This window comes from Paenibacillus sp. EB106-05-06-XG162 (genome assembly GCF_058791655.1).
Genome location: NZ_JBYTDT010000001.1, coordinates 842,120 through 866,226, shown reverse-complemented (window position 1 = coordinate 866,226; position 24,107 = coordinate 842,120). Strand labels below are relative to the sequence as shown.

At 44.8% G+C, this 24,107-nt stretch carries 22 protein-coding genes; all 22 read right to left on the bottom strand.

Annotation, left to right across the window (positions count from 1 at the left end; translation table 11 throughout):
* Window positions 1–10: 10 nt before the first annotated feature.
* On the bottom strand, window positions 11–613 hold the full coding sequence (locus AC3WU2_RS03735) for an undecaprenyl-diphosphatase (RefSeq protein ID WP_492451361.1): 603 nt from the start codon (window positions 611–613) through the stop codon (window positions 11–13).
* A 256-nt stretch (window positions 614–869) separates the two neighbouring features.
* Window positions 870–1,442 carry a phosphate propanoyltransferase gene (gene pduL, locus AC3WU2_RS03730; RefSeq protein ID WP_018757925.1) on the bottom strand — a complete coding sequence of 191 codons (573 nt, stop codon included), beginning with the start codon at window positions 1,440–1,442 and terminating at the stop codon, window positions 870–872.
* A 122-nt stretch (window positions 1,443–1,564) separates the two neighbouring features.
* On the bottom strand, window positions 1,565–2,431 hold the full coding sequence (locus AC3WU2_RS03725) for a 2-oxoacid:ferredoxin oxidoreductase subunit beta (protein ID WP_379343362.1): 867 nt from the start codon (window positions 2,429–2,431) through the stop codon (window positions 1,565–1,567).
* Between the two features lie 2 nt (window positions 2,432–2,433).
* Entirely contained in the window at window positions 2,434–4,167 is a 1,734-nt protein-coding gene (locus AC3WU2_RS03720; protein ID WP_018757923.1) for a 2-oxoacid:acceptor oxidoreductase subunit alpha, read from the bottom strand.
* Between the two features lie 207 nt (window positions 4,168–4,374).
* Window positions 4,375–5,319: a dipeptidase gene (locus AC3WU2_RS03715; protein ID WP_492451358.1), complete on the bottom strand. Its 945-nt coding sequence runs from the start codon at window positions 5,317–5,319 to the stop codon at window positions 4,375–4,377.
* A 108-nt stretch (window positions 5,320–5,427) separates the two neighbouring features.
* Window positions 5,428–5,688 (bottom strand): stage V sporulation protein S, encoded by a 261-nt coding sequence (locus AC3WU2_RS03710; RefSeq protein ID WP_006286829.1) that lies wholly within the window; start codon window positions 5,686–5,688, stop codon window positions 5,428–5,430.
* 117 nt (window positions 5,689–5,805) lie between these two features.
* Complete coding sequence (locus AC3WU2_RS03705) at window positions 5,806–6,597, bottom strand: TIGR00282 family metallophosphoesterase (RefSeq protein WP_492452180.1); 792 nt, start codon at window positions 6,595–6,597, stop codon at window positions 5,806–5,808.
* A gap of 80 nt (window positions 6,598–6,677) precedes the next feature.
* Entirely contained in the window at window positions 6,678–8,219 is a 1,542-nt protein-coding gene (gene rny, locus AC3WU2_RS03700) for a ribonuclease Y (protein WP_018757920.1), read from the bottom strand.
* Window positions 8,220–8,584: 365 nt separating this feature from the next.
* Window positions 8,585–9,334, bottom strand: coding sequence for a regulatory protein RecX (locus tag AC3WU2_RS03695; protein ID WP_492451356.1), 750 nt, complete (start codon window positions 9,332–9,334; stop codon window positions 8,585–8,587).
* A gap of 91 nt (window positions 9,335–9,425) precedes the next feature.
* Window positions 9,426–10,472, bottom strand: coding sequence for a recombinase RecA (gene recA / locus AC3WU2_RS03690; protein WP_379343354.1), 1,047 nt, complete (start codon window positions 10,470–10,472; stop codon window positions 9,426–9,428).
* A gap of 247 nt (window positions 10,473–10,719) precedes the next feature.
* Window positions 10,720–11,967: a competence/damage-inducible protein A gene (locus AC3WU2_RS03685; protein WP_492451354.1), complete on the bottom strand. Its 1,248-nt coding sequence runs from the start codon at window positions 11,965–11,967 to the stop codon at window positions 10,720–10,722.
* 58 nt (window positions 11,968–12,025) lie between these two features.
* Window positions 12,026–12,616, bottom strand: coding sequence for a CDP-diacylglycerol--glycerol-3-phosphate 3-phosphatidyltransferase (gene pgsA / locus AC3WU2_RS03680; protein ID WP_018757916.1), 591 nt, complete (start codon window positions 12,614–12,616; stop codon window positions 12,026–12,028).
* Window positions 12,613–13,941 (bottom strand): 30S ribosomal protein S12 methylthiotransferase RimO, encoded by a 1,329-nt coding sequence (gene rimO, locus AC3WU2_RS03675; RefSeq protein WP_492451351.1) that lies wholly within the window; start codon window positions 13,939–13,941, stop codon window positions 12,613–12,615. The genes pgsA and rimO overlap by 4 nt, the downstream gene beginning before the upstream one ends.
* Window positions 13,942–14,078: 137 nt before the next feature.
* Window positions 14,079–14,570: a YajQ family cyclic di-GMP-binding protein gene (locus tag AC3WU2_RS03670; RefSeq protein WP_492451349.1), complete on the bottom strand. Its 492-nt coding sequence runs from the start codon at window positions 14,568–14,570 to the stop codon at window positions 14,079–14,081.
* A gap of 214 nt (window positions 14,571–14,784) precedes the next feature.
* Window positions 14,785–15,711 (bottom strand): helix-turn-helix domain-containing protein, encoded by a 927-nt coding sequence (locus tag AC3WU2_RS03665; protein WP_018757913.1) that lies wholly within the window; start codon window positions 15,709–15,711, stop codon window positions 14,785–14,787.
* A 67-nt stretch (window positions 15,712–15,778) separates the two neighbouring features.
* A complete protein-coding gene (locus tag AC3WU2_RS03660; protein ID WP_026264013.1) occupies window positions 15,779–16,543 on the bottom strand; it encodes a DUF3388 domain-containing protein in 765 nt (254 codons plus the stop codon).
* A 210-nt stretch (window positions 16,544–16,753) separates the two neighbouring features.
* Window positions 16,754–17,002 carry a DUF3243 domain-containing protein gene (locus AC3WU2_RS03655; RefSeq protein ID WP_314586222.1) on the bottom strand — a complete coding sequence of 83 codons (249 nt, stop codon included), beginning with the start codon at window positions 17,000–17,002 and terminating at the stop codon, window positions 16,754–16,756.
* A gap of 70 nt (window positions 17,003–17,072) precedes the next feature.
* Window positions 17,073–17,819, bottom strand: a complete 747-nt coding sequence (gene ymfI / locus AC3WU2_RS03650; protein ID WP_492451345.1) for an elongation factor P 5-aminopentanone reductase — start codon at window positions 17,817–17,819, stop codon at window positions 17,073–17,075.
* A gap of 32 nt (window positions 17,820–17,851) precedes the next feature.
* Window positions 17,852–19,141 (bottom strand): EF-P 5-aminopentanol modification-associated protein YfmH, encoded by a 1,290-nt coding sequence (gene yfmH / locus AC3WU2_RS03645; RefSeq protein ID WP_492451343.1) that lies wholly within the window; start codon window positions 19,139–19,141, stop codon window positions 17,852–17,854.
* Between the two features lie 3 nt (window positions 19,142–19,144).
* Window positions 19,145–20,425 carry an EF-P 5-aminopentanol modification-associated protein YfmF gene (yfmF, locus tag AC3WU2_RS03640; RefSeq protein WP_492451341.1) on the bottom strand — a complete coding sequence of 427 codons (1,281 nt, stop codon included), beginning with the start codon at window positions 20,423–20,425 and terminating at the stop codon, window positions 19,145–19,147.
* A 121-nt stretch (window positions 20,426–20,546) separates the two neighbouring features.
* Window positions 20,547–21,302, bottom strand: a complete 756-nt coding sequence (gene sleB / locus AC3WU2_RS03635; RefSeq protein WP_492451339.1) for a spore cortex-lytic enzyme — start codon at window positions 21,300–21,302, stop codon at window positions 20,547–20,549.
* A gap of 89 nt (window positions 21,303–21,391) precedes the next feature.
* On the bottom strand, window positions 21,392–24,091 hold the full coding sequence (locus AC3WU2_RS03630; protein WP_492451337.1) for an FtsK/SpoIIIE family DNA translocase: 2,700 nt from the start codon (window positions 24,089–24,091) through the stop codon (window positions 21,392–21,394).
* Window positions 24,092–24,107 lie beyond the last annotated feature (16 nt).

Sequence of the window (24,107 nt, the reverse complement as noted above, 5' to 3'; positions counted from 1 at the left end):
GCTGTGTTTATTACATTTCCCGACTATGCTTCTTCGGGAGGATCTTATTCTCCACTTTCTCATAAAGTGTGATGCACGCTTGTAACTGTTGATTGGCGAATTTCCAGTTATGGCATACCTTATGTACACCCCACGCCGTTACCATCCCCAGACATGCACCCGCAATAATATCTGTCGGATAATGTACACCTGTCCATACGCGGGAAATCGCGATTAACGCTGCGAACAGAAGCCACACTTTCCCTTCTCTCCTGCGAACAATATAGAAAGTCATCGCAATGGCAAAAGCAGCCGTCGCATGATCACTTGGGAACGATGCATTCGCAGCATGCGGGATCAATTGATTGACTACATGCGCAACAAATGGACGATCCCGATAAAAGAAATTTGCGATTAGCGCACTAGTCCCGAATCCAACAGCCGTTGCGATCAATGATTGAATGGCCATCATTCGATTGGTATTGGTTCGCGTGAACCAATACAGAATAATGCCTATAATCATGATATATTCTGCTCGCTCGGCAAAAAATCGCATCACTACATTTAGAAAAGTTTCTTTCCCTGCAAAATCATTTAACCATTGAAACACTTGATAATCAATATTTGCAATCATTTCATTCCATCCTTTCTGTTAAACTATTGTAAAAGAGAAAGATGAAAATGAGATGAGAAAGCATAATTTTATTATCCAGTTTATCTATACATGAGAAAAACTTCTATCGAAGTATTCTCGAAGAAGTGCGACCGCGTTCAACGGTTGTTTTTATCGCCAATCAGAAGAAGTTTTCGCTACATTTGTGAAAACTTATACTTTCTTATGTGGAAAAAAAGAGAGTGCCTTCGCACTCTCTTCATACTGGTCATCTATATTAATCAATAATTTCTGCAGTATCACCTGTTTTGGCACCTGCTGCATTCGCTTCATCCGTATCAATGTGCATGTCTAATGCGAATTGATCCGATACACGTGCAATGACATGCTCAAGAACAAGACCACGTTCTCCACCAAGACGAACTTTTAACTGCTGCTTATCTTGAATGCCCCATTTCTCAGCATCCGATGTATGGAAATGGATGTGACGCGCTGCAACGATGACACCGTCGCTTGTCTCAACTTCACCAGCTGGTCCTTTAATAACCATACCTGGCGTTCCTTCTGTGTCACCAGACTCACGTACAGGCGCTTTAATACCAATTGCGAAGGCATCTGTACGAGAAATTTCTAATTGTGTTGCTTTCCGAGCAGGACCTAGAATACGGACCTTACCGAAGGCGCCTTTCGGACCAACGACTTCAACCGTCTCGTTCGCTGCGAACTGACCTGGTTGAGATAATGGTTTGAATTCTGTTAATTGATAGCCCTTACCGAACAATTGCTCGATATGCTCTTGGGATAAGTGAATATGACGTGCTGATACACCGACAGGTACTTCTTTTTTCATGTTTTTCCACCTCTTTAGTTTTCTCTCTAAGTTGTTACCCTATTTCAGAAGCATACCTATTATACACCCTTGTCTAAAAAAATCAAAAGACGTACGGCACAATCCGTACGTCTTTCATAGAATTATTTGAATTCTGCCACAAGTTTGCTGAAATCCGCTTCCGAAATTTGGATATCTTGGTTTGCAATACCTTCTTGATGGAATCCAACAACCATGTCTTCGTAAGATTTTCTTGATTTGTCTTGATAGATCAATCCGGTTAACATACCGCCAGTCTCCATCAATTTCGTCATCGCTTGGATACGATTCGAAGGATCATAATCCGGAATGCTCTCAAGGTTGACGATATTCTCTTTGAACCAATCATACGTATTGATTTTATTGAAGGTTACGCATGGGCTGAATACGTTAATTAACGAGAAGCCTTCATGCTTCATCCCTTCTTCGATCAATGTCGTCAATTGCTTCAAATCGCTAGAGAAGGATTGAGCGACGAATGTAGCTCCTGCAGAGAGAGCAATTTCAAGCGGTGACAAGGTAGATTCGATCGAACCATCCGGTGTACTCTTCGTCTTGAACCCTTCCGCACTTCGTGGAGAAGTCTGGCCTTTCGTCAAACCATAGATTTGATTATCCATAACGATGTAAGTGATGTTAATGTTACGACGAATCGCGTGAACCGTGTGACCCATACCAATCGCAAATCCGTCACCATCACCGCCAGAAGCAATAACGGTAAGTTCACGATTTGCCATCTTCACGCCTTGCGCAATTGGAAGCGCACGTCCATGGATCCCGTGAAGTCCATAAGCGTTAATATATCCTGAAATTCGTCCGGAACATCCGATACCGGAGACAACCGCTAAGTTCTCTGGTTCAAGACCGACATTCGCTGCTGCTCTTTGAATAGCTGCTTGGATTGAGAAGTCGCCGCAGCCTGGGCACCAGTTCGGTTTAACACTATTTCGAAACTCTTTAAAAGTTGCCATCGTTACACCAACTCCTTACATGCATTGTAGACAATCGAAGGCAGGAATGGATTACCGTCGTATTTCAAGACACTTTCGATTTTGTCCGCATGACCAACATTCAATTTAATTTGCGAAGCAAGTTGTGCTGTAGCATTATTCTCTAGAACGATGATTTTCTTCGCCTTCTCAGCATACGGAGCGAATTGTTCTGTAGGGAACGGGTATAACAAGCGAACAGTAATATGGTTCGTTGTCAGACCTTGCTCTTCCAGTCTTACTCTTGCTTCATCTACTGTGCCGCCCGTTGAGCTCATACTTACGATCAGCAAGTCTGGCTCTTCGTGTGGTGCATCCACATGAATTGGGTTCGTTACTTTAATATTGTCCATTTTACCAAGACGCTTATCCATCATCTTCTTACGATTAACTGCACTCTCTGATGGGCGTCCTGTCTCATCATGTTCTACGCCTGTTACGTGGTGAATACCGTATTTCTCACCTGGCAAGATACGAGGTGAAATACCGTCTTCTGTGAACTCATAACGCTTGAACAATTGATTCGGTTCAAGTTCAGGTGCATTTCGAACCAGGTTACCCCGGTCAATCACAATTTTGTTATAGTCAAGCTCATCACAGGACTGTTTACCTAGTGAAAGCTGCAAGTCTGTAATTACGATAACTGGGCATTGGTATTTCTCAGCCAAGTTGAATGCTTCGATCATATCGTAGAAGCACTCTTCGATGGAGCTTGGAGCAAGAACGATCTTTGGAATTTCACCGTGTGTACCATAGATCATTGCATTAATATCACTTTGCTCTTGCTTCGTCGGAAGACCTGTACTTGGACCTCCACGTTGTGTATCGATGATAACGACAGGCGTCTCCGTCATTCCTGCAAGGCCAATCGCTTCCATCATCAAGGAAAGTCCAGGACCTGCAGATGCAGTCATCGAACGTGCTCCTGCGAAGTTAGCGCCAATCGCCATCGTAATCGCTGCGATCTCATCTTCTGTCTGAATCACCGTACCGCCGAATTTTGGAAGCTTCTTAATGAGATATTCCATCACTTCGGAAGCAGGTGTGATTGGGTAGGCTGGCATGAAGCGGCATCCTGCTGCTAGGGCACCGAGTGCCATCGCATCGTTACCGATCATGAACAGTTTCTGTTCGCCGTCAGCTGGTTGAAGCTTGAATTCTTCAAGCGGGCCACCTGCAAGCTCTAATACGAACTCAGATCCGCGACGTACCGCCTCGACGTTCTTCTCGACCACTGCAGCACCTTTACGGCCGAACTCTTCTTCTACTGCTTTATTAAATACTTCTAACGGAAGCCCGAGCAATGCCCAGGACGCACCAGAAGCAACCATATTCTTCATTAGGGATGTACCTAGTTCATCTGCAATCGCAGTGATCGGTACTGGGAATAATTTTGCGTTAATACCTTCAGGAAGCGTTGGATTGAATTTCGCATCTGCAACAACGACGCCGCCAGGTCTCAATTCATGTGCATTTAAGTCAATACTTTCTTGGTCAAAAGCAACGAGTATATCCAGATCATCCGAAATTGCACGAATCGGTTTCGTACTGATTCTAATCTTATTGTTCGTGTGTCCACCTTTAATCCGGGAAGAAAAATGACGGTATCCATATAAGTAATATCCTAGTCGATTTAATGCTGTGGAGAAAATACGGTCTGTACTCTCTACGCCTTCCCCTTGTTGTCCCCCGATTTTCCAAGACAATTGACTAATCAAGCTCGCCCACTCCTTTAGTTGTGACTCGCGTTAGAATGATAAGTGCCAAAATTCCCTAAAATGTGACATAGAAAATTTTTTCTTTTCAATGAGTCAACTAAATTTTATGGCTAGAACTAGTAAAAAGCAAGCGTTTTCGGCGGAAACTTAGATAGCACTTTTCGATTGAAATCATATCAATAATAGATGATAGAATCAGTCTTTCTTTCACTTTGGCAAAGCACCGCTCAGAAAAATGGAAGCGTTTTTATAGAGGAATCCATTTACCAAATCCTCTGGATAGCGCTGCAGCAAGGCATTCCGCAGATTTTCATATTTTCCTGAATGTTCTAAATTGGTAATAAATCGATCGATGCCGTCGAAGTCTGATCCGAGCATAATCGTCTTACTTCCTCCTAAACTACAGATATGCTCAATATGCTTCAGGAGGTCATGGATCACTGCAGGTGCATTTGCTCGTACAAATGGCGGAAAGAAATTCATCCCGATCCGTCCTCCCCTTGCGACCATGTTCTTTATTTGCTCGTCTGTCAGGTTCCTCGGATGGCTGCATACCGCTCTGGCATTGGAATGAGAGGCAATATACTTACTCGCGGTGCGCGCATGCAGCTCCCAAAATCCAGCTTCCGACAAATGGGATACGTCCATGATCAGGCCAAGCTCATCGCAGCGCTCAATAAGCTTCCTTCCCTTCAGCGTAAAGCCTCCATTTCGCGGTTCCAAGATGCCATCAGCTGCCCAATTCGCGTAATTCCATGTAAACCCCACTAAGCGAACACCCAATTGGAAGCATAAATCTACATACGTCAGATTGCCTTCCAATCCATCGACGCCTTCTAATGATAACAACGCTCCTATTTGATCCGTTTGTTCCAGTTGATTCCAATCATTCTGGCATCGAATCCATCTCATCTCGCGATGATTTAAGATACGACGCTGAAACACATCGATACTATGTAAAATATGCTCGAATCGAGGTTTTCCGAGATGTTCTGACAAATAGATAGCAAAACATTGCGCCTTGACTTGTCCCTGCTGGAGACGTTCGAGACTCACATCGAGCGACTCATCATCAGTAAATGAAATGGCCGGGTTCTGAAGCATCTTGCTAATGACATCACAATGCATATCCACGATCTGGTATCTTCTCATCAGGACGCATCCCCTCTCACTCTATTCCATGTGTACAACTTGGCAATCGGTATAAAACGCAAAAAAACCTGTCTACGACGTAAACAGGCTCCATTCATGATGTTATATTTATCTTGGCTCGACAATCAACTTAATTGCCGTCCGATCTTCACCATCAATCACAATGTCGGTAAATGCAGGAATACAAATCAAGTCCACTCCGCTAGGCGCTACAAATCCTCTGGCAATCGCTACAGCTTTAATCGCTTGATTCAATGCACCAGCACCAATCGCTTGCAATTCGGCCGCTCCACGCTCACGTAGGACGCCTGCCAGTGCACCTGCTACGGAGTTTGGATTGGATTTTGCTGAAACTTTTAATACTTCCATGATAAGTACCTCCTCGGGAATGATGAATGGATTCCACTATTACTCATATTCGTGAGATGCGGAATAAATTCCTCCTTTTTCCACAAAGAAGTTCCTTCAATCATGCAGGGTTAGCCGTTAGTTCATAACCCACTCGTCTTCGTATCGACGAATCTTCTCTATCCGTGTCGCACGCCCCGTAGATTCATCAATTTCAACGTAAACCGCATGGAACATCCATTTGCCTTCATCGACAGTAAATCGGACAGGGAGCTGTGTTTTGAACTTGTGAAGTACCGCCTCGCGATTCACGCCGAGGACACCCTCCTTCGACCCAACCATGCCCACATCAGTAATGTATGCCGTTCCCTCAGGAAGAATCATATCATCATTCGTCTGTACATGAGTATGTGTCCCGACCATGACGGACACGCGTCCATCAAGATACCATCCCATTGCAATTTTCTCCGATGTCGTCTCAGCATGAAAATCAAAAAAGACACATGAGTTCTTCTTCACCTGATCTAGAATCTCATCGGCTTTCTTAAAAGGACAATCAATCGGCGGCAAAAAGGTTCTGCCCTGCATATTGATCACGGTTAGCTCTTTGCCGTTCGCCTTCACCGTCATCCAGCCTCTACCTGGTGTACCTTCGGGATAATTAGCTGGTCGAATGATACGCTTATCATCATCTATAAATTCGAAAATTTCCTTGTTATCCCACGTATGGTTTCCCATCGTAAGACCATGAATGCCCATATCATAAAATTCTCTTGCGATTGCGCCTGTAATGCCTTTACCGCCAGCAGCATTCTCACCATTGGCAATAATAATATGTGGATTATATTTATCTTTCAGCTGCGGGAGCATATATTTTAATGCTTTTCTACCTGTATTCCCAACGATGTCTCCAATGAATAATACTTTAATGTCATTCTCCTCCTCATTACCTAGCCATAAAAGAAAACGAAAAGTGGCCTAAGTAAATCAGCCACTTTTCATTATGGTCATTATTTAGCGTATTCAACCGCGCGTGTCTCGCGAATAACCGTAACTTTAATATGTCCCGGATAATCGAGTTCGCTCTCGATTGTCTTCGTAATATCACGTGCTAAGCGGAATGCTTCTGTATCGTCAATCTTATCCGGTGCAACCATGACACGGACTTCACGGCCTGCCTGGATCGCATAGGACTTCTCAACACCTTCGAACGATTCGGAAATCTCTTCGAGCTTCTCAAGTCGTTTGATGTAGGTCTCAAGCGTCTCTCTACGCGCACCTGGACGAGCAGCCGACAACGCATCTGCGGCACCGACTAACATCGCGATAACCGATGTTGCTTCGCAATCGCCATGGTGGGATGCGATACTGTTAATTACCACAGGATGTTCTTTGTATTTCTTCGCTAACTCCACGCCAATTTCAACATGAGATCCTTCCACTTCATGATCTAGCGCTTTACCAATATCATGCAGCAATCCAGCACGTTTCGCCAACGTGATATCTTCGCCGAGTTCTCCTGCCATCAAACCCGTGAGATAAGCCACTTCCATCGAGTGCTTGAGCACATTCTGGCCATAGCTCGTCCGGAATTTCAGACGGCCTAGGATCTTAATCAGATCTGGATGCAATCCATGTACGCCAACCTCGAATGTCGCCTGCTCACCGTATTCACGGATACGCTCGTCGACTTCTTTACGCGATTTCTCGACCATCTCTTCGATGCGAGCTGGATGGATACGACCATCGGCAACCAACTTCTCAAGCGATGTACGAGCGATCTCGCGGCGAATTGGATCGAATCCTGACAGAATGACTGCTTCTGGCGTATCGTCGATAATCAAGTCTATACCTGTCAGCGTCTCAAGTGCACGAATATTACGGCCTTCACGACCGATAATACGGCCTTTCATCTCTTCGTTAGGCAAGGTGACAACAGATACCGTCGTCTCTGCAACATGATCTGCTGCACAACGTTGAACCGCAAGGGTAATAATCTCACGTGCCTTCTTATCTGCTTCCTCTTTGGCTTGTTGCTCAATTTCTTTAATCATTTGTGCTGACTCATGGCGAACTTCTTGTTCAACATTCGTAAGGATGATTTGACGTGCATCTTCCATCGTAAGGTTGGAAATGCGCTCAAGTTCAGCCATTTGATTTTTATAGATCACATTAATCTGCTCTTGCGTTTCATCGATTCGTTTCTCTTTGCTTGCCACTTGCTCTTCTTTGCGTTCTAGTGATTCTAATTTTTTATCCAGCGACTCTTCTTTTTGCAGCACTCGACGTTCTAGACGTTGAATTTCATTTCTGCGTTCACGAATGTCTTTATCAGCTTCAGCGCGGACTTTAAAGACTTCGTCTTTAGCTTCCAACACTGTCTCTTTCTTAAGCGCTTCTGCTTCTTTCTTCGCATTCTCAATTATCTGCTCAGCAGCGTGTTCAGCGCTTGAAATTTTAGCTTCAGCAAGAGATTTCCGAATAAAATATCCAACCCCAAAACCAATGACCAAAGCGGCTACAACGAGAACGATTGCGAGAATAGGGTTCATGATCTATTTCACCTCCTCGTTGTTTCTCCAAGACAATGCCTGGGCTTATTCGGTTTTCAATCCGTTTCACTTACATATTCATCGGTTTCAACTGTATAGCGAGTAAACCTCTTACGCTACACATACCTTATCTTCTTCCCTAGGAACAAGATAAGCGAGTCAATGATTGGCGAAATTAATCAGTTTGAATCAACTTTTTGGAAGGAAAAATTGATTCAGAATTCGTATAATACATTTTCATTTTAGTATTTGTAAAAAGAAGTTGTCAAGCAATTGACATGAATCCTTGTACTTATGTGAGCAATTCATAAAAATAGCACGATATTCCAACCAAAATTCATACAATTGCATCCAGTTAAACCGCATTAATCATAAAAATCTTCCTCAAACGTTTCTTCATCATAGCCATTACTTTCGTCATCCTCTTGCTGCTCCATGATCCGCTGAACAGCATTCCTTACCACATGGGATGGGAATCCACGACGCATGAGAAATGCAACAACTTTTCTTTTGCGCTCATAGCGCTCCCCTTTTGTACTTTGCCATTTACGAAGTCCCACGCGATAAGCACTCTCTTGCTCATCCTCGGTGTTCAGTTCCTCCATAGCTTGTGCAATATCGGATTTATCGATTCCCTTCTGCTGCAGCTCATGCTTAATCATAAGTCTTCCTTTCTTATGATTGCGAACCCGCTGATCCGTCCATTGCTTCGCATAAAGATTATCATCAATTAAACGCTCGTCCATGAGGCGCAGAATGACCCGTTCGATCAACTCCACATCAAAACCCTTCTGTGTTAACTGCTGCTGTATTTCATTGCTTGTACGTGGTTTGCGTCCTAAATATCGAATGGACTGCACATAGGCTTGCTGCAGCTCGTCTGCCACCATGATAGGAAGGAGTTCTTCATGATCGATGGTTGAACCTTTGAGCAGTCGATACTTCACCATAACATCTTCATGGACCGTGAAAGCTTGTTCCTCATTCACAAAAATTTGATATCGACGCTTCTGCCTGGGCACGAGCTCTACAGCCGTTATTATTAGCTCAATACCAGGTGCTGGCGACCACTTCTGTTCCTTCACCTGCTCCTCTTTTTCTTTACCGTGGGGCATTTTTCATCTCCTCCCTTCCTCACTAATTCACTTGGATTGTTCATTTATCGCTCTCTATAAAAGATGCCCCCTTCAGGAAGGGGGCAAATACTTATTCTAGCTCGAAATCTTCCTCTTCCTCTTCATCATCGTTCGATGTAATCGGAACCGTAGTCGAGAGCTGACTTGCTTCACGGATCTTATTCTCAATCACTTTGGAAATCTCAACATTCTCCTTGAGATATTGCTTCGCATTCTCACGACCTTGACCTAAACGCTCATTCTCATAGGAGTACCATGCACCGCTTTTATTCACGATATCTAGTTCCGTTCCAATATCGATAATACTTCCTTCACGAGAAATTCCTTCGCCGTACATAATATCGATATCCGCTTGTTTGAACGGAGGTGCGACTTTATTCTTCACGACCTTAATCCGTGTACGGTTACCGACCATGTCATTGCCTTGCTTTATTGTCTCGACACGTCTTACATCCAGACGAACCGTGGAGTAGAACTTCAAAGCACGTCCACCTGGTGTTGTCTCTGGATTACCGAACATTACGCCAACTTTCTCACGCAGCTGGTTGATGAAGATCGCAATCGTCTTCGATTTGCTGATCGCACCAGACAATTTACGAAGTGCTTGGGACATCAAACGTGCTTGTAGACCGACGTGTGAGTCACCCATATCGCCTTCGATCTCTGCTTTCGGTACAAGTGCAGCGACGGAGTCAATAACGATAATATCGACTGCACCACTTCGTACGAGGGCTTCTGCGATTTCAAGCGCTTGCTCCCCTGTATCCGGCTGAGACAAGAGCAATTCATCAATATTAACACCTAGCTTGCTCGCATACAACGGATCAAGAGCATGCTCGGCATCGATAAAGGCAGCTTGTCCACCTTGCTTCTGAACTTCAGCAATGGCGTGCAATGCGACCGTCGTCTTACCTGATGATTCCGGTCCATAAACTTCAATAACTCTTCCGCGTGGAAACCCACCGATTCCAAGTGCAATATCTAATGCTAAAGATCCGCTCGGTACAACCTCCACTTGCATGTGTGTGGATTCACCGAGTTTCATGATCGAACCTTTACCAAATTGTTTCTCAATATTCCGTAAAGCCATTTCTAACGCAGCGCGACGATCTGACAATGAACTCACTTCCTTTTTCATTTATAGTATTATGATAACTTGTTTTTGTTCCTTTGCCAAGCATTTTTTCGAACATACATTCGTTTTTTTCGTCACGCAGGGGTGGACGATTCGGAAAATAGCGCGAAAAACCGCAGCAAAGTTACACTTCGCTACGGTTCTTCCGTTAACATTGTTCTTATTATACAAGGTGTGCATGTAAATATCAAGAATTTCCACAGGAATATTCCATTTTTTTCATCATGACTTACCCGAGTCTTCGCCATAAATGGTACAACACGGTCTTCACAGAACGCAGACGAATAATCTCCCGGCCGCCATGGAGCTGTAACTTCATAACCTCCGTTGGTTTGCCCTTCTGTGCTATGGCGACATAGACAAGTCCTGCAGGCTTCCGCTCTGACATTCCTGGTCCCGCTACACCCGTAATTCCGATACCAAAATCAGAATTCGTCAATTGACGGACTTGATCCGCTAGCATCTCTGCAACTTCACTGCTAACTGCCCCCGGCGCATCGGGGCCTTCCAGCAATGTCACCGGCACGTTCAACAACAGCTGCTTCAGTGCATTGGAGTAACAGACGACACCCCCGTTGAACATCTGCGAGCTCCCTGGAATCGCGGTAATCATCTCTGATAACAGACCGCCCGTGCAGCTCTCAGCTGCGCCGAGTGTAAGCCCCAAGGTTTGCATACGCTCAACGATGATCTTCTCAATCGGCACATCCTGCGTAGCATAGAGATGATCGGACAGTCGGTTTCGGATCTCAGACTCCACTTCCTGCAGCTTCGCATTCGCCTCGTCAGCAGATGCAGCTTTGGTGGATACACGGATCGTCACTTCGCCTTCTTTCGCATAAGGCGCAATCGTCGTATCCTGTTGCCTTTCGATCAAATCGAGCAATTGTGCTTCCAGCGATGATTCGCCAATTCCGGCGAATTTCAGCATCCGGGAATATAGCGGCTGTTCACTCGTTAAAGCGTGCTCAAGCAGCCAACGTTTCGCCTCATGCTCGAACATCGGCTTCATTTCCTTCGGCGGACCAGGAAGAAGAATGTAGAACGTACCGTCATGCTTCAGCGCATTCCCGACCGCAAGACCCGTTGCATTGGCAAGAGGTGTGCTCCCATCAATGGTAAGGGCTTGTCTCCGATTGCTCTCCACCATGTGAGCGCCTCGACTGCTAAAGAACTGCTCTATCACATCCATAGAAGGCTGATGGATAGATAATGTTCGACCAAGAAGACCCGCAAGGGCATCCTTCGTCAGATCATCCTGGGTAGGACCAATTCCTCCAGTGAATAACACGAGATCTGCTCGTTCACGCGCAATTTCAATCGCACGCTGCAATCGCCCAAGGTTATCGCCAACAACCGTCTGATAGTATGTATCAATCCCAACTGCCGCCAATTCCTGTGACAAATACTGTGCATTCGTATTCACAATTTGACCTAACAGCAATTCAGTACCAACGGCAATAATTTCTGCTTTCATAAACCGTTCCCCCTTCAAGCCTATGCTTATATAATGAGCAAAAAACAATAGGCGTCGCCTATTGTTTTTTATCTGTAAAATGAAGTACATTTTTATTTTTCACAAAATAATCAACGCCCGAGTACACCGTTACAAGCGCTGCAACCCATAGCATAACCTCATCAAATCGGAAACCGATGAACTCAAATGGAAAATTGTTAAGCAGCATCAAAATAATCGCAGTAATCTGTGCTGCGGTCTTAATTTTCCCCCATTTACTCGCAGCAACGACCGCCCCTTCAAGGAGCGCAATCTGGCGTAGGCCTGTTACAGCGAATTCCCGGCTAATAATGACAATCGCAATCCATGCATCGCATTTTCCCATATCAACAAGAGAGATAAGAACGGCAGCAACGAGCAGCTTGTCCGCTAGCGGATCAAGAAGTTTGCCTAAGTTTGTAACCATCTTCCTGCTGCGGGCAATATAGCCGTCCAGACCGTCTGTACTCGCCGCAATAATGAAAATCAAGGCAGCGATGATCTGGTTATAGGTAATCTGAAAACTCTCGACATGAATAGCCGGGAAATAATCCGTCTTCACCAGCAAGAAAAACATCATGATCGGTACGAGAAAAATACGAATTAAGGTAATACGATTGGCGAGATTCAAGAGACACCCTCCCCAGACAAGTCAAACTCATAAGCATGTGTAATACGAACTTTGGCGATTTCACCTATGCCGACTTTACAATCTGTAATGAACACTTCACCGTCGATTTCTGGTGCATCGTATTGTGAACGGCCTACATAGACATCATTACGGCCTTCGTAGCGTTCTACAAGGACATCAAGAACTTGTCCGATATGCTTACCGCTGACTTCATTCGAAATTTGACGTTGGATCTCCATCAGCGTATTCGCACGGAACTCCTTCACCTCTTCATCGAGATGATCCGGTAGGCGAGTCGCTGGTGTCCCTTCTTCACTCGAATACGTGAATACACCTAGGCGATCGAATTTAATATCTTTAACAAACTCACATAGATTCTCGAAATCTTGATCCGTTTCCCCCGGGAAACCAACGATCAACGATGTACGAAGCGATACATTTGGAATGCGTGCACGGATCTTCGCGACCAATTCTCTCGTATCACGCTGTCTTCCTGGTCTCCGCATCCGCTTGAGCACAGCGTCTTCACTATGCTGCAATGGCATATCTATATATTTGCAAATTTTAGGGTTGTCTGCAATCGCGTCAATGAGCTCATCCGTGAAGAAGCCTGGATAAGCATAGTGTAGTCGAACCCACTCAATCCCCGGTACTTCACTAATCCGGTTCATCAAAGTTGGTAGCATAAATTGATCATACAAATCCGTTCCATAGTTCGTCGAGTCTTGCGCAATCAAGCTGACTTCTTTGACGCCTTGTGCTGCTAGCTCTTCCACTTCAGCAATAATCGATTCCATCGAACGACTGCGGAATTTACCGCGCATGATTGGAATACTGCAGAAAGTACAAGCATTGTCGCATCCTTCCGCGATTTTCACATATGTTGTAAACCGAGGTGTCGACACTTTGCGCGGGAGCTTCTGCTCATAGTTAAACACCGGATTTCCGACAAGAATTGGCTTACTTCCACGAAGCGCCTCATCCACAATATCATTGATTTTATCAAAATCTCCGGTTCCTACGATCCCGTCAATCTCAGGCATTTCATCCATTAATTGCTCTTTGTATCGTTGCGTTAGGCAGCCCGATACGATGAGTGCCTTCAAATTCGCCGTCTCTTTGAGCTCTGCCAAATCTAAAATCGTATTCACCGATTCTTCCTTGGCTGCATCAATAAACCCGCATGTATTCACAATAATAACGGTCGCATCCTCTTTATCTTCGACCAACGAATAGCCCCGTTCATGAATAAGACCTGACATAATCTCGGAATCCACGAGATTCTTCTCACAGCCTAGGGTTACGATCTTAATCTTCTCAGTCATTTGTTATGCATCCCCCATACCTATGCGCAATAAGTCTGTTTATATCTAACTTAGTATAATACAACCCCAATTCGGTGTCAAAATTGTAACAACCTCGGCAAGGGACGTATCCCATGATCGAGGTTGTTCATTTACAATTATTTGAAGTTTGTGAATTGCAAATCAATCGGCAGATCGGCCTTACGCAACATTTGCATAACCGCTTGCAGATCATCCTTGCTCTTACCTGTAACTCGAACTTGATCTCCTTGAATTTGACTCTTCACTTTCAGTTTGGAATCTCGGATTAAGATATTAATTTTCTTTGCATTATCTTGATCAATTCCTGATTTCAACTTAATTTTCTGTTTAACTGTGCCTGCAGATGCTGGCTCAATCTTGCCGTATTCAAGGTTTTTTAGTGCTAGCCCGCGCTTTGTCATTTTCGACTTCAGAATGTCGATAACATTCTCAAGCTTAAAGTCATCATCGGAAATGATGACAAGCTCTTCTTTCTCGAGCTTCAGGCTGCTCTTGCTGCCTTTGAAATCAAACCGCGTTGCAATTTCCTTCTCGGCTTGATTCAATGCATTGCTCATTTCTTGCATATCGAACTTCGATACAATATCTAATGAATTCTCTGAACTCATCGAATCACTCCCTTTAAGAGGTTGTTCAAAAAGCCATCATTTGATCACGAAGTCATTCAAGAAGCATAATCGACATCGAATCTTGCGTTCACCTTCGAAGTCCGGTACTCATTTAGGTTTTGCCTAAACTCCGTTCCTCCTTCTTCAGGTTCTCGCAACCTTCTCGGTGCTGAAATGCCGACTTTTTGATCACGCATTTTATGTCATCCGCTACCTATTCACCGGTTGTCGTAGATGTATCAGTTGTTGTTGTCGTATCCGGCGCTTTCACTTCCGGCTGCAATACAAAACGTTCTGCTCTAGCAACATTTCCGTCGTCAATCGGTACACCACCGACTTTAATCTCCATGTGGTTTGCATTGCCCAGACGAATATACAAGCCTTCACCAAGCTCGAAGGTTTGTGTTGTGCCATCCAACAGATTAGCGTTGAATAACTCCTCGCCTTTGTATACTTTTTTGTACACATTCAACCAGCTGTTCGCACCGGACGCTGTAATCTCGACTTTAATCGGCTCAGTCGATGTCGTCTGAACTTTAATCCGGTTCGCTTTCCCAATTTTGCCGCTAGGCACGATTGTCGGTGCGACGTTCTCAGGTACCTCTGGGGTAACATCAGGTGTCGTCTCCGGCGTTGTTGTCTGAGGGTTTGTCTCAGTTCCGGTTCCCTTGTTCTCTTCTTTGGTTGGTGGTTTCTTCTCATTTGTGATCTGCGTGCCGGTATCTACTTTATCTGTATTCGGGCTCGCCTTGTGGATATAGAAGAAATAAATGACCACAGCGATTAAAATTAAGAACAACCACATGAGCACCGCTGAAATCCATTTGCCAGCGCGATCTTGACGCTGACGCTCTGAACGACGACGCTTCTGTATAATAGGCTCCACAGATGCCGACTCAGATACAGGCTCTGGGATATCACTTTTGTATAATTGGACTATCTCATCAGAATCGAGGCCAAGGGTTTCGGCATATGTTTTGACAAAAGCACGGACATAAAAGCTGCCTGGCAATACTTTGTAATCACCGTCTTCAATGGCCTCTAAGTAACGCTTCCGAATTTTGGTCAACTCTTGAATGTCATCTAGCGACATCCCTTTCTCGAGTCGTGCGTTTCTTAATAGGTCTCCTAAATTCGACACATCCTCACCTCCGCAATTGAAATGTTATTATCATCATGTATGGATGAATGCTTTAGTCTATAAGTAATTAAAAATCATTATAATTGACTGTAAATGTCTCATACGTAATTTCTTCTTCCGGTGTATTCCGCAGTTCAATAATATAGTCGAAATCTTGCGGACCGTACGATGTCTCACGCATGAATATATCAGGATGTTCGATGACTTTGGTGCTAGGCATCTTCATAATGTTCTCAAGTAAATGGTAATGCTTCTCATTCGAGCGAATCGTACTCACAATCCCATCGATAATGAATACATTGTTCGGGTTCATTTCTTCCTCGGATAATTGACTGCGGACGGTCTGACGGAGCAACGTAGACGATACGAAAGTCCAATGCTTCATCGCACATACGCTGCCTGCAATAATGGATTCTGTCTTCCCCACGCGAGGCATACCCCGCAATCCAATAACTTGGTGACCTTCTCGTTTAAAGATCTCACCTAGGAAATCTACCAATAAACCGAGCTCGTCCCGGGTGAAACGGAACGTCTTATGATCATCCGAATCTCTTTCAATATACCTGCCATGACGAACAGCAAGAATATCAACCAACTTCGGTGTACGAAGTGCTGTGACGGTGATATTGTCAACTTTTTTGAGCATTTGGCCCATTAAGTTAATTTTCTCGTTATCATTGGTCTGAAGGAGCATCCCGCGAGTTTTTCCTTCCACACCATTAATCGTTAATATATTGACCTCGAGCATACCGAGTAATGACGCGATATCTCCTAGGAGGCCAGGCCTATTTTTATGTATTTTGTACTCCATGTACCATTGTTGGTATTCCACGCCCGACACACTCCCCATACTAAGTCATATCATAGATTATTGGATCGTCAAAATGTTAGTAATTATCAAATTTTGTATGATTACCGCGATTTTTCACAATCAAATTTAATCATATATAAAATCAGATGGAAAGGCAAGCGTAACCCACTAAAACATTATAAGAAAGTCCCCACGAGTGGGGACTTTCTTACTTTTGGCCTATATCCGCTATTAACCTTTTTCGACAAGTTTCACCATTAGACGTGCGATAGTTTTACGATCATCTTCAGATCCAACAGCCCATAATTCTTTCAAAGCGCGTTCAGGACCATTTTTCGGATCCACTTTCTCATCCAGGAAATCACCGATTTCATAAGCGAGCTTCGCAATCGTGTCTTCACCTAATCCGACAGCCTTCGCTTGAGAAACGCGATCTCCAAGGAATTTTTTCCAATTATCGTAATTGCCGAGCACTGACATCTGTTTCACCCCTTATTCATCATAATACAGATGTTAATGTGCGCAATTCGACTGATAAATATTCCTTGATTTACGTATGCCATCCGCCATTTGGACTGATGACTTGCCCGGTGATATAACTTGACTCCGGCAATGCTAGAAAATAGACAAGCGATGCGATTTCTTCCGGCTGTCCTAGCCGACCGACCGGAATCTCGTCTTCCAGCATCAACTTCTCTTCATCGTCTAGATTGTTCAGCATCATTGTATCAATGGCTCCTGGCGCGACCGCATTAACGGTAACTCCGGACGGTGCAAGTTCTTTGGCGAGCGCTTTGGTAAAAGCGTTCATGCCACCTTTGGTCGTGGAATAGACCACTTCACAAGAAGCTCCAGACAACCCCCAGATGGAGGATACATTGATAATTCGCCCATATTTTTGCACGATCATATGTGGCATACAGAGCTGTGTGCAGAGGAACATCCCTTTAAGATTAATGGACATCATCTCATCCCACTGCTCTTCTGTCACATCAGACAATAATCCATAATGCGCAATGCCCGCATTGTTAACGAGAATATCCGGCATCAGCCCGTGACTATCCAACTTCTCAATCATACGCTGAAGCTGCTCTTTGGAACGCAAATCTGCCGTCACGGTCAAGACTTTCACGCCATACTTCATACAGTTCCTTGCGACTTCATTCGCTTGCTCATGCGCTTGTAAGTAATGAATAACGACATTCATTCCCACTGACGCAAATCGCTCCGCTATCGCTGCGCCAATCCCGCGGCTTCCCCCGGTAATGAGTACGTTCGTTTCCCCTAATGATTTCATTCCCAATTCTCACTCTCATCCCAAATTTAAGCTTAAGCCTGCGCCGGACTCTCAACAATCGAAATCGCAAGCTGTTCCCAATCAAAATGTTCCCGAAGTCTTGCATTCACCTCATCGAGTGTAATGGATTCATACACTGGCAGAACAGCGAATAAATCACTCTCACGGAACTTATAATTCGTAAATTCATTAGCGATCGATTCGGGCGAATTCAGCATTCTTAAGTAATTGCCGACTTTCTTCTTGCGCGCCCGCTCGAAGTGAGCCTCATCAAATCCCGTCTTCTTCATTTCTTCCACAGCGGTTCGAATACGCTCAATTAACTGATCAGGATCCCGCGTATCCCCTCCAATAATCGAGAAGGCATAATTTTTCCCTGTATTGAACTCAAAACCAAATCCGTCTGAGATCAGATCATCGTCATAGAGTTTCTGATACAACGGTGTGCTGGAGCCGAGCATAATATCTAACATTAATTTCGTAATTAGGTCGCGACGCAATTGCTCTTCACCTAATTCAAGAATCTTCTTCTCCTTCAGCCCAAAAAGGCACTTCGGCAGTGATACTGGCAATTGAGAGGTCTTACGCTGTTGATAAACGGCTGTAGGCTCATCCGCGAACAATCGATTGATCTCCCCCTGCTCACCATAGTTCTTCTTGGCTTGATTCTCACGAATCAGGGACATCACTTTCTCAGCATCTACACCACCAACGACGAATAGCAGCATATTTGATGGATGGTAGAAGGTGTTGTAGCAGGTATACAACGTTTCTTTGGTAATCGTGCTAATGGATTCAACGGTGCCTGCAATATCAATATGGACTGGATGGACGCCATACATCGCCTCAATCACACCAAAGTACACACGCCAATCCGGGTTATCCTGATACATTTTAATTTCTTGCCCGATAATCCCTTTTTCCTTCTCAACATTCTCATCTGTAAAATAAGGATTCTGCACGAAGTTCACGAGGGTCTCAATATTCGCCTCAATCTGCTCTGTCGCGGAGAAAAGATATACGGTACGATCGAAACTCGTAAACGCATTAGCTGAAGCCCCTTGGGTGGCAAACGTCGCGAAAATATCCCCTGTCGGCTCTTCGAACATTTTGTGTTCTAGAAAATGAGCCACGCCATCCGGGACTTGGTGATCTTCTCCACCTACAACACGGAAGTGATTATCGATGGAACCATAACGTGTCGAAAAGGTGGCATACGTCTTCTGAAATCCTTCCTTAGGCAGAACATAGACGTCGAGACCGTTCGGCATTTTCTCATAGTACAATGTTTCTTGAAGTTCTGGGTGTTGAATCGTTTGCATCGATTATTCCCCCTTCCGATCGCGTAGATAGTAGATCGTATCTAATTGGAATGTCTGCGCCGCGCGCTTAATATCCTCGATGGTAACTTGCTCCACTTGCTTCAACAATTCCGCTGCTGTGCGACTCTTGCCGGACAGTTGACGATTAAAATCATAGCCGATCATCTCGAAGGCGGAATCTCCAAGCTCTCTAACGTGGTTCGAGATCATCGCTTTGGTCTGCGACAGCTCTAGATCACTAATATTGCCAGCCTGCATGCTATCGAGCTGCTTCTTAATGATATCAACGGCTTTCTCGTAATTCTCAATCTCGATTCCCGATTGAAGCGTACAAATTCCTTTGTGCCCATCAAATCGAGATGAAGCATAATAAGCAAGGCTTTCTTTTTCCCGAACATTAACGAACAGCTTCGAATGTGGGTATCCGCCCAAAATGCCATTATACATCAGCGCTGCTGCGTACTGATCATCACTGTACGTAATTGAAGTTCGAAGACCCATATTCAATTTCCCTTGTCCAACATCTAGCTTCTCTACAATCGTCTGTACATCACGAGAAACGCGTGCAGACGGTGTCATATGATAGGTGGTTTCATTTGTACGTTGAAGCTGGAAATGCTGCTCTACGAGCCGCTGAACCTCGTCTAAGGATGTATCTCCAACAACATAAAGGTCCATACTCGCGGATTGCAGCCAATGTTTATAATGCTCAAACAGTCCTTCAGAAGAGATGCCATCGATGGCTTTACGCTCTCCTAACGGATGCAATCGATAGGGCTCGTTCTTGCACATTTCTTCGATACAACGTTCAGCAGCATAGCGGATTTTATCGTTCACGATGGCTTCAAGCCGTTTGCGAAGCGTCTCCTTCTCAGCGTCAATATAGCGGTTGCGGTATTCAGGCTGCTTGAGTGCCGGTTTCGTCAAAACCTCGCCAAGAAACGCAAAGGATTGCTGCAACAGCGAATCTTCAGCGGACACAAAGGCATCATTAATGACATCCATCCGAAATTGAACAATCTGATAATCTCCACGCTTAAATACATCGAACCCAAATCCAGCGCCGTACATATCATCCAGATGCTCGCGGAATTGGAGTGTCTCTGGATACGACTCAGTACCTCTACGCATCACAAATGGGGTAAGAGCTACCTTCGTTACCGAAGATTCCTCGAGGGGAACACCAATATAAAGTGAAATCGCGAATGTCTTAAATCGTTTGGTGGGAAGTACATGAATGCGCATTTGGTGCACGCGACCCTGCTCAAAACTTGTCATGATCAAAGCATGTCTCCTTTTCATCAACCCTATTTTTAAAGTCAATCTATTCAAATCAATTCCATTCTATACCAATCGAAAATAAAGAAGCAACCTTACGGGTGCAAGGTTACTTCTTCATTCGCCATTACATACAGAATATATGTTTCCCAATCGTCTTCACCTGAGGACGTGTCCAGATCCATTTGGAGGTTGCTGTCTCCGGATTGAAGTAATACAGGCATCCACCGCTTGGATCCCAACCATTAATGGCATCCTGAACGGCTTTGCGCGCTTTTTCATTCGGCTCAAGCCAGATTTGGCCGTCTGCAACCGCGGTGAATGCGCCAGGTTGGAAAATGACACCGGAGGGGGTGTTCGGGAAACTTGGTGACTTCACGCGATTGAGAATAACCGCAGCAACAGCAACTTGTCCTTCATAAGGCTCCCCCCGAGATTCTCCAAAAACGGCATTCGCCATTATTTTGAGATCGTTGCTCGAGAAACCTAGATTATTATTCGACGTGGTTGAATCTTTCTTCGGCGGCTTTGCACCGGATTGTGTGTTGTCTGCGGCTGATGGGGCCCAACTCTTCGTTGCGTTCCATAGCTTGACCTTGGTCTTACCGCCAACAACGCCATCTACCGGCATACCGAATTCAGATTGAAACCATTTGACGGACTTCAATGTCGTACTGCCAAATTGCCCATCAATCTTACCGTAATAAAATCCGAGAAACTTGAGTCGTCCTTGCAATTCGTTCACATCGGCGCCTGTTGATCCAACCTTAAGGATTGCACTGCTGAAGGTCTCCTTCGTCGTTAGTAACGAGGCTTTTAAGTGATATGTACCGAATAGTAGCAGCAAGATCCCTGCTGTAATCCAAACAATGCGTCTTTTCATCGAATAAGCTCTACCTTTCTCATGTGAGTTGTACAGGAATGGTAAACTTATTATGAGAAAAGTAGCGTTTGATTATTCACTTTATCGATTTACGAACTTATTCGATTTTGCTCCCATACTTCCATCGTGAGGAGAACCTCTCTTGGCTTACTGCCTTCATACGGTCCAACGACACCTCTGGCCTCCATCGAGTCGATTAATCTCGCTGCCCGAGTATACCCAATTCGCATCCGGCGCTGCAAGAGAGATACGGAAGCTTGCTTCGCTTCAAGTATGATCTGTACGGCTTGATCGTAGAGTTCATCTAACATCTCATCCGGCTGATCATTCGATTCCTCGACTTCAGGGACAAGCTCTTCATTGTATTCAGCCTGACCTTGATCACGGCAGTATTCAACAACAGCTTCAACTTCCTCATCGGATAAAAATGCCCCTTGCACACGAACAGGCTTAGAAGATCCCATCGGCAAGAAAAGCATGTCTCCTCGGCCTAACAGCTTCTCGGCACCTACCATGTCCAAGATGGTTCGTGAATCCACTTGTGAAGATACACCAAAGGCGATACGTGATGGAATATTCGCTTTAATCACACCTGTAATGACATCGACAGATGGACGTTGTGTTGCAATAATTAGGTGAATCCCCGCAGCACGTGCCATTTGTGCTAGTCGACAAATGGCATCTTCTACATCATTAGCCGCAACCATCATCAAATCTGCAAGCTCGTCCACAATGACTACAATAAATGGCAATACGGCAGCTGGGTTGCTATCCATCAGCTTATTATAACCTTCAATATTCCGTGTACCTGACTTGGAAAATAACTCGTAACGTTTCTCCATCTCAACAACGATCTTCTTGAGTGAGAGTGAAGCGCGTTTCGGATCTGTTACGACCGGAGCAAGAAGATGCGGAATGCCATTGTAGACATTCAATTCGACCATCTTAGGGTCAATCATTAGAAATTTCACTTCATCTGGCTTCGCTTTATAGAGAATACTCGTAATAATCCCGTTAATACATACCGACTTCCCTGAACCTGTCGCACCTGCAACGAGAAGATGCGGCATTCGGGCCAGGTTACCGATAATGGTCTGTCCAGAAATATCACGTCCAAATGCTATCGATAATTTAGAGGCCGCATCCGAGAAAATCTGTGTTTCCATGACCTCGCGCATTGTCACAATGGATACTTCCGAATTCGGTACTTCGATACCAATCGCAGATTTCCCTGGGATCGGCGCCTCCATCCGAATATCTTTGGCAGCGAGCGCCAAAGCGATATCATCAGTTAGACTTACGATTCGGCTTACTTTCACACCAATATCAGGTTGAATCTCATAACGGGTTACAGCCGGTCCACGTACCACCTCTAACACCTTGGCCCGTACACCGAAGCTCTCGAGCGTTGCCTCAAGCTTTCTTGCCGTCTGCATAAAGTCAGGTTGGTCCCCATTCTTCCCGCTTCCATGAGGTTTACTGAGCAATCGGAACGATGGCAGCTGATACGGCTTAGGAGGTGGTGTAACAACTGCGGGTACTGCAGAGCCCATATCTGGTGAGTCTGGATTGTCGGACGTTACAATGCTGGCCGTAGAGCCCGCGTTTGTCGTATCAGAGCGTAATCCTTGATCGAACGTATCAGATGATTCTTCTTCATCCATCGTGTGATCTGTTGTATGTAGTTGAGCTTGTGACGTCGTCACGGATTGTTCCGCAAAATGCTCTTGATCTCCTTCATCTTCCGTTATTGGAATCGATGTTTCTTGAAAATCACGGAAAATGGGAGCTTGTGGCGAAGGAGCTTCCGATTTTGCCTCCGTTGACTCATTCCAATAGGCTTCCTCATGTTTCTCCTCTACCTCATCTAACCGCACAACCTTAGACGGAGACGATACAAGAATTCCGCGATCCATAAATTCATCGTCATCCAAATCATCTTCGTGACGTGATCCAGCTGGACCCGTCTTACCGCCGAACAATTGAAAGAATAGCGGCATCGTACGACGCTTCAATGGTTCTGATGACTTCTCACTGCTGTTAGAATCTTCATATTCGTAATCATCTTCTTCGTCATCATCATTTAAATCATGCAGAGGCGCTTTCTTCGAGCGAAGCTGCATCGCTGACTTGACTGACTTTTTCTTGGTCCGTCTCGCCGTTCTGATCTTCATCCGGATTAATTCCTGAAACCGCATGACTCGACTTCGAATGAGCTTCAACAAATCAACGTAAGACATGTTCGCTGTTAACATGATCCCGATTCCGAACAGTACGATCATTAATAATTTGGCACCAAGTGCACCGAATAACCAGAAGAGCACCGCATAACTAAAAGCGCCGACATATCCTCCGCTAATTTGCTTCTGATAAATCGACCCATTCTGTGTAAGTCCCGGACTTAACAATTCCGTCTTTATATCACTATGTATTTGAGCTATAATTCGGCTTGCGGTCACATCAACGGTTGGCGTAAGCTTATGATCAATGGTCCAAATGGTGCTCATTAGCGCCATCGCAATTACAATAATAAGCAGACCCGATCTTCTAGCAGACCATCCAAGCGGCCATTTCCGTTTGACCATCACATATAGTCCAACGTACACCCCAACGAGGGGGAGAACAAAATAAAACTTACCAAGCACGAGTCCAAACATCTTTGTCAATGAGCGGCCGACCGTTGCTTCCCCTGCTAATGCAATGACCGAAAGCGTTATCCAAATGATGCCGTAAATTTCGTATTTTAGGCTCGAACTGAACAAGTTTTTCTTCTTTTTTCTTCGCGCCAAACCGGTCACCCCCAGA

Coding starts and splice junctions, on each gene's coding strand:
- AC3WU2_RS03735 (WP_492451361.1), bottom strand. CDS start 613: ATGATTGCAAATATTGATTATCAAGTGTTTCAATGGTTAAATGATTTT.
- pduL (WP_018757925.1), bottom strand. CDS start 1,442: ATGAAAAAAGAAGTACCTGTCGGTGTATCAGCACGTCATATTCACTTA.
- AC3WU2_RS03725 (WP_379343362.1), bottom strand. CDS start 2,431: ATGGCAACTTTTAAAGAGTTTCGAAATAGTGTTAAACCGAACTGGTGC.
- AC3WU2_RS03715 (WP_492451358.1), bottom strand. CDS start 5,319: ATGAGAAGATACCAGATCGTGGATATGCATTGTGATGTCATTAGCAAG.
- AC3WU2_RS03710 (WP_006286829.1), bottom strand. CDS start 5,688: ATGGAAGTATTAAAAGTTTCAGCAAAATCCAATCCAAACTCCGTAGCA.
- rny (WP_018757920.1), bottom strand. CDS start 8,219: ATGAACCCTATTCTCGCAATCGTTCTCGTTGTAGCCGCTTTGGTCATT.
- AC3WU2_RS03695 (WP_492451356.1), bottom strand. CDS start 9,334: ATGCCCCACGGTAAAGAAAAAGAGGAGCAGGTGAAGGAACAGAAGTGG.
- AC3WU2_RS03685 (WP_492451354.1), bottom strand. CDS start 11,967: ATGAAAGCAGAAATTATTGCCGTTGGTACTGAATTGCTGTTAGGTCAA.
- rimO (WP_492451351.1), bottom strand. CDS start 13,941: ATGACTGAGAAGATTAAGATCGTAACCCTAGGCTGTGAGAAGAATCTC.
- AC3WU2_RS03670 (WP_492451349.1), bottom strand. CDS start 14,570: ATGAGTTCAGAGAATTCATTAGATATTGTATCGAAGTTCGATATGCAA.
- AC3WU2_RS03655 (WP_314586222.1), bottom strand. CDS start 17,002: ATGTCAGTGCTCGGCAATTACGATAATTGGAAAAAATTCCTTGGAGAT.
- ymfI (WP_492451345.1), bottom strand. CDS start 17,819: ATGAAATCATTAGGGGAAACGAACGTACTCATTACCGGGGGAAGCCGC.
- yfmH (WP_492451343.1), bottom strand. CDS start 19,141: ATGCAAACGATTCAACACCCAGAACTTCAAGAAACATTGTACTATGAG.
- sleB (WP_492451339.1), bottom strand. CDS start 21,302: ATGAAAAGACGCATTGTTTGGATTACAGCAGGGATCTTGCTGCTACTA.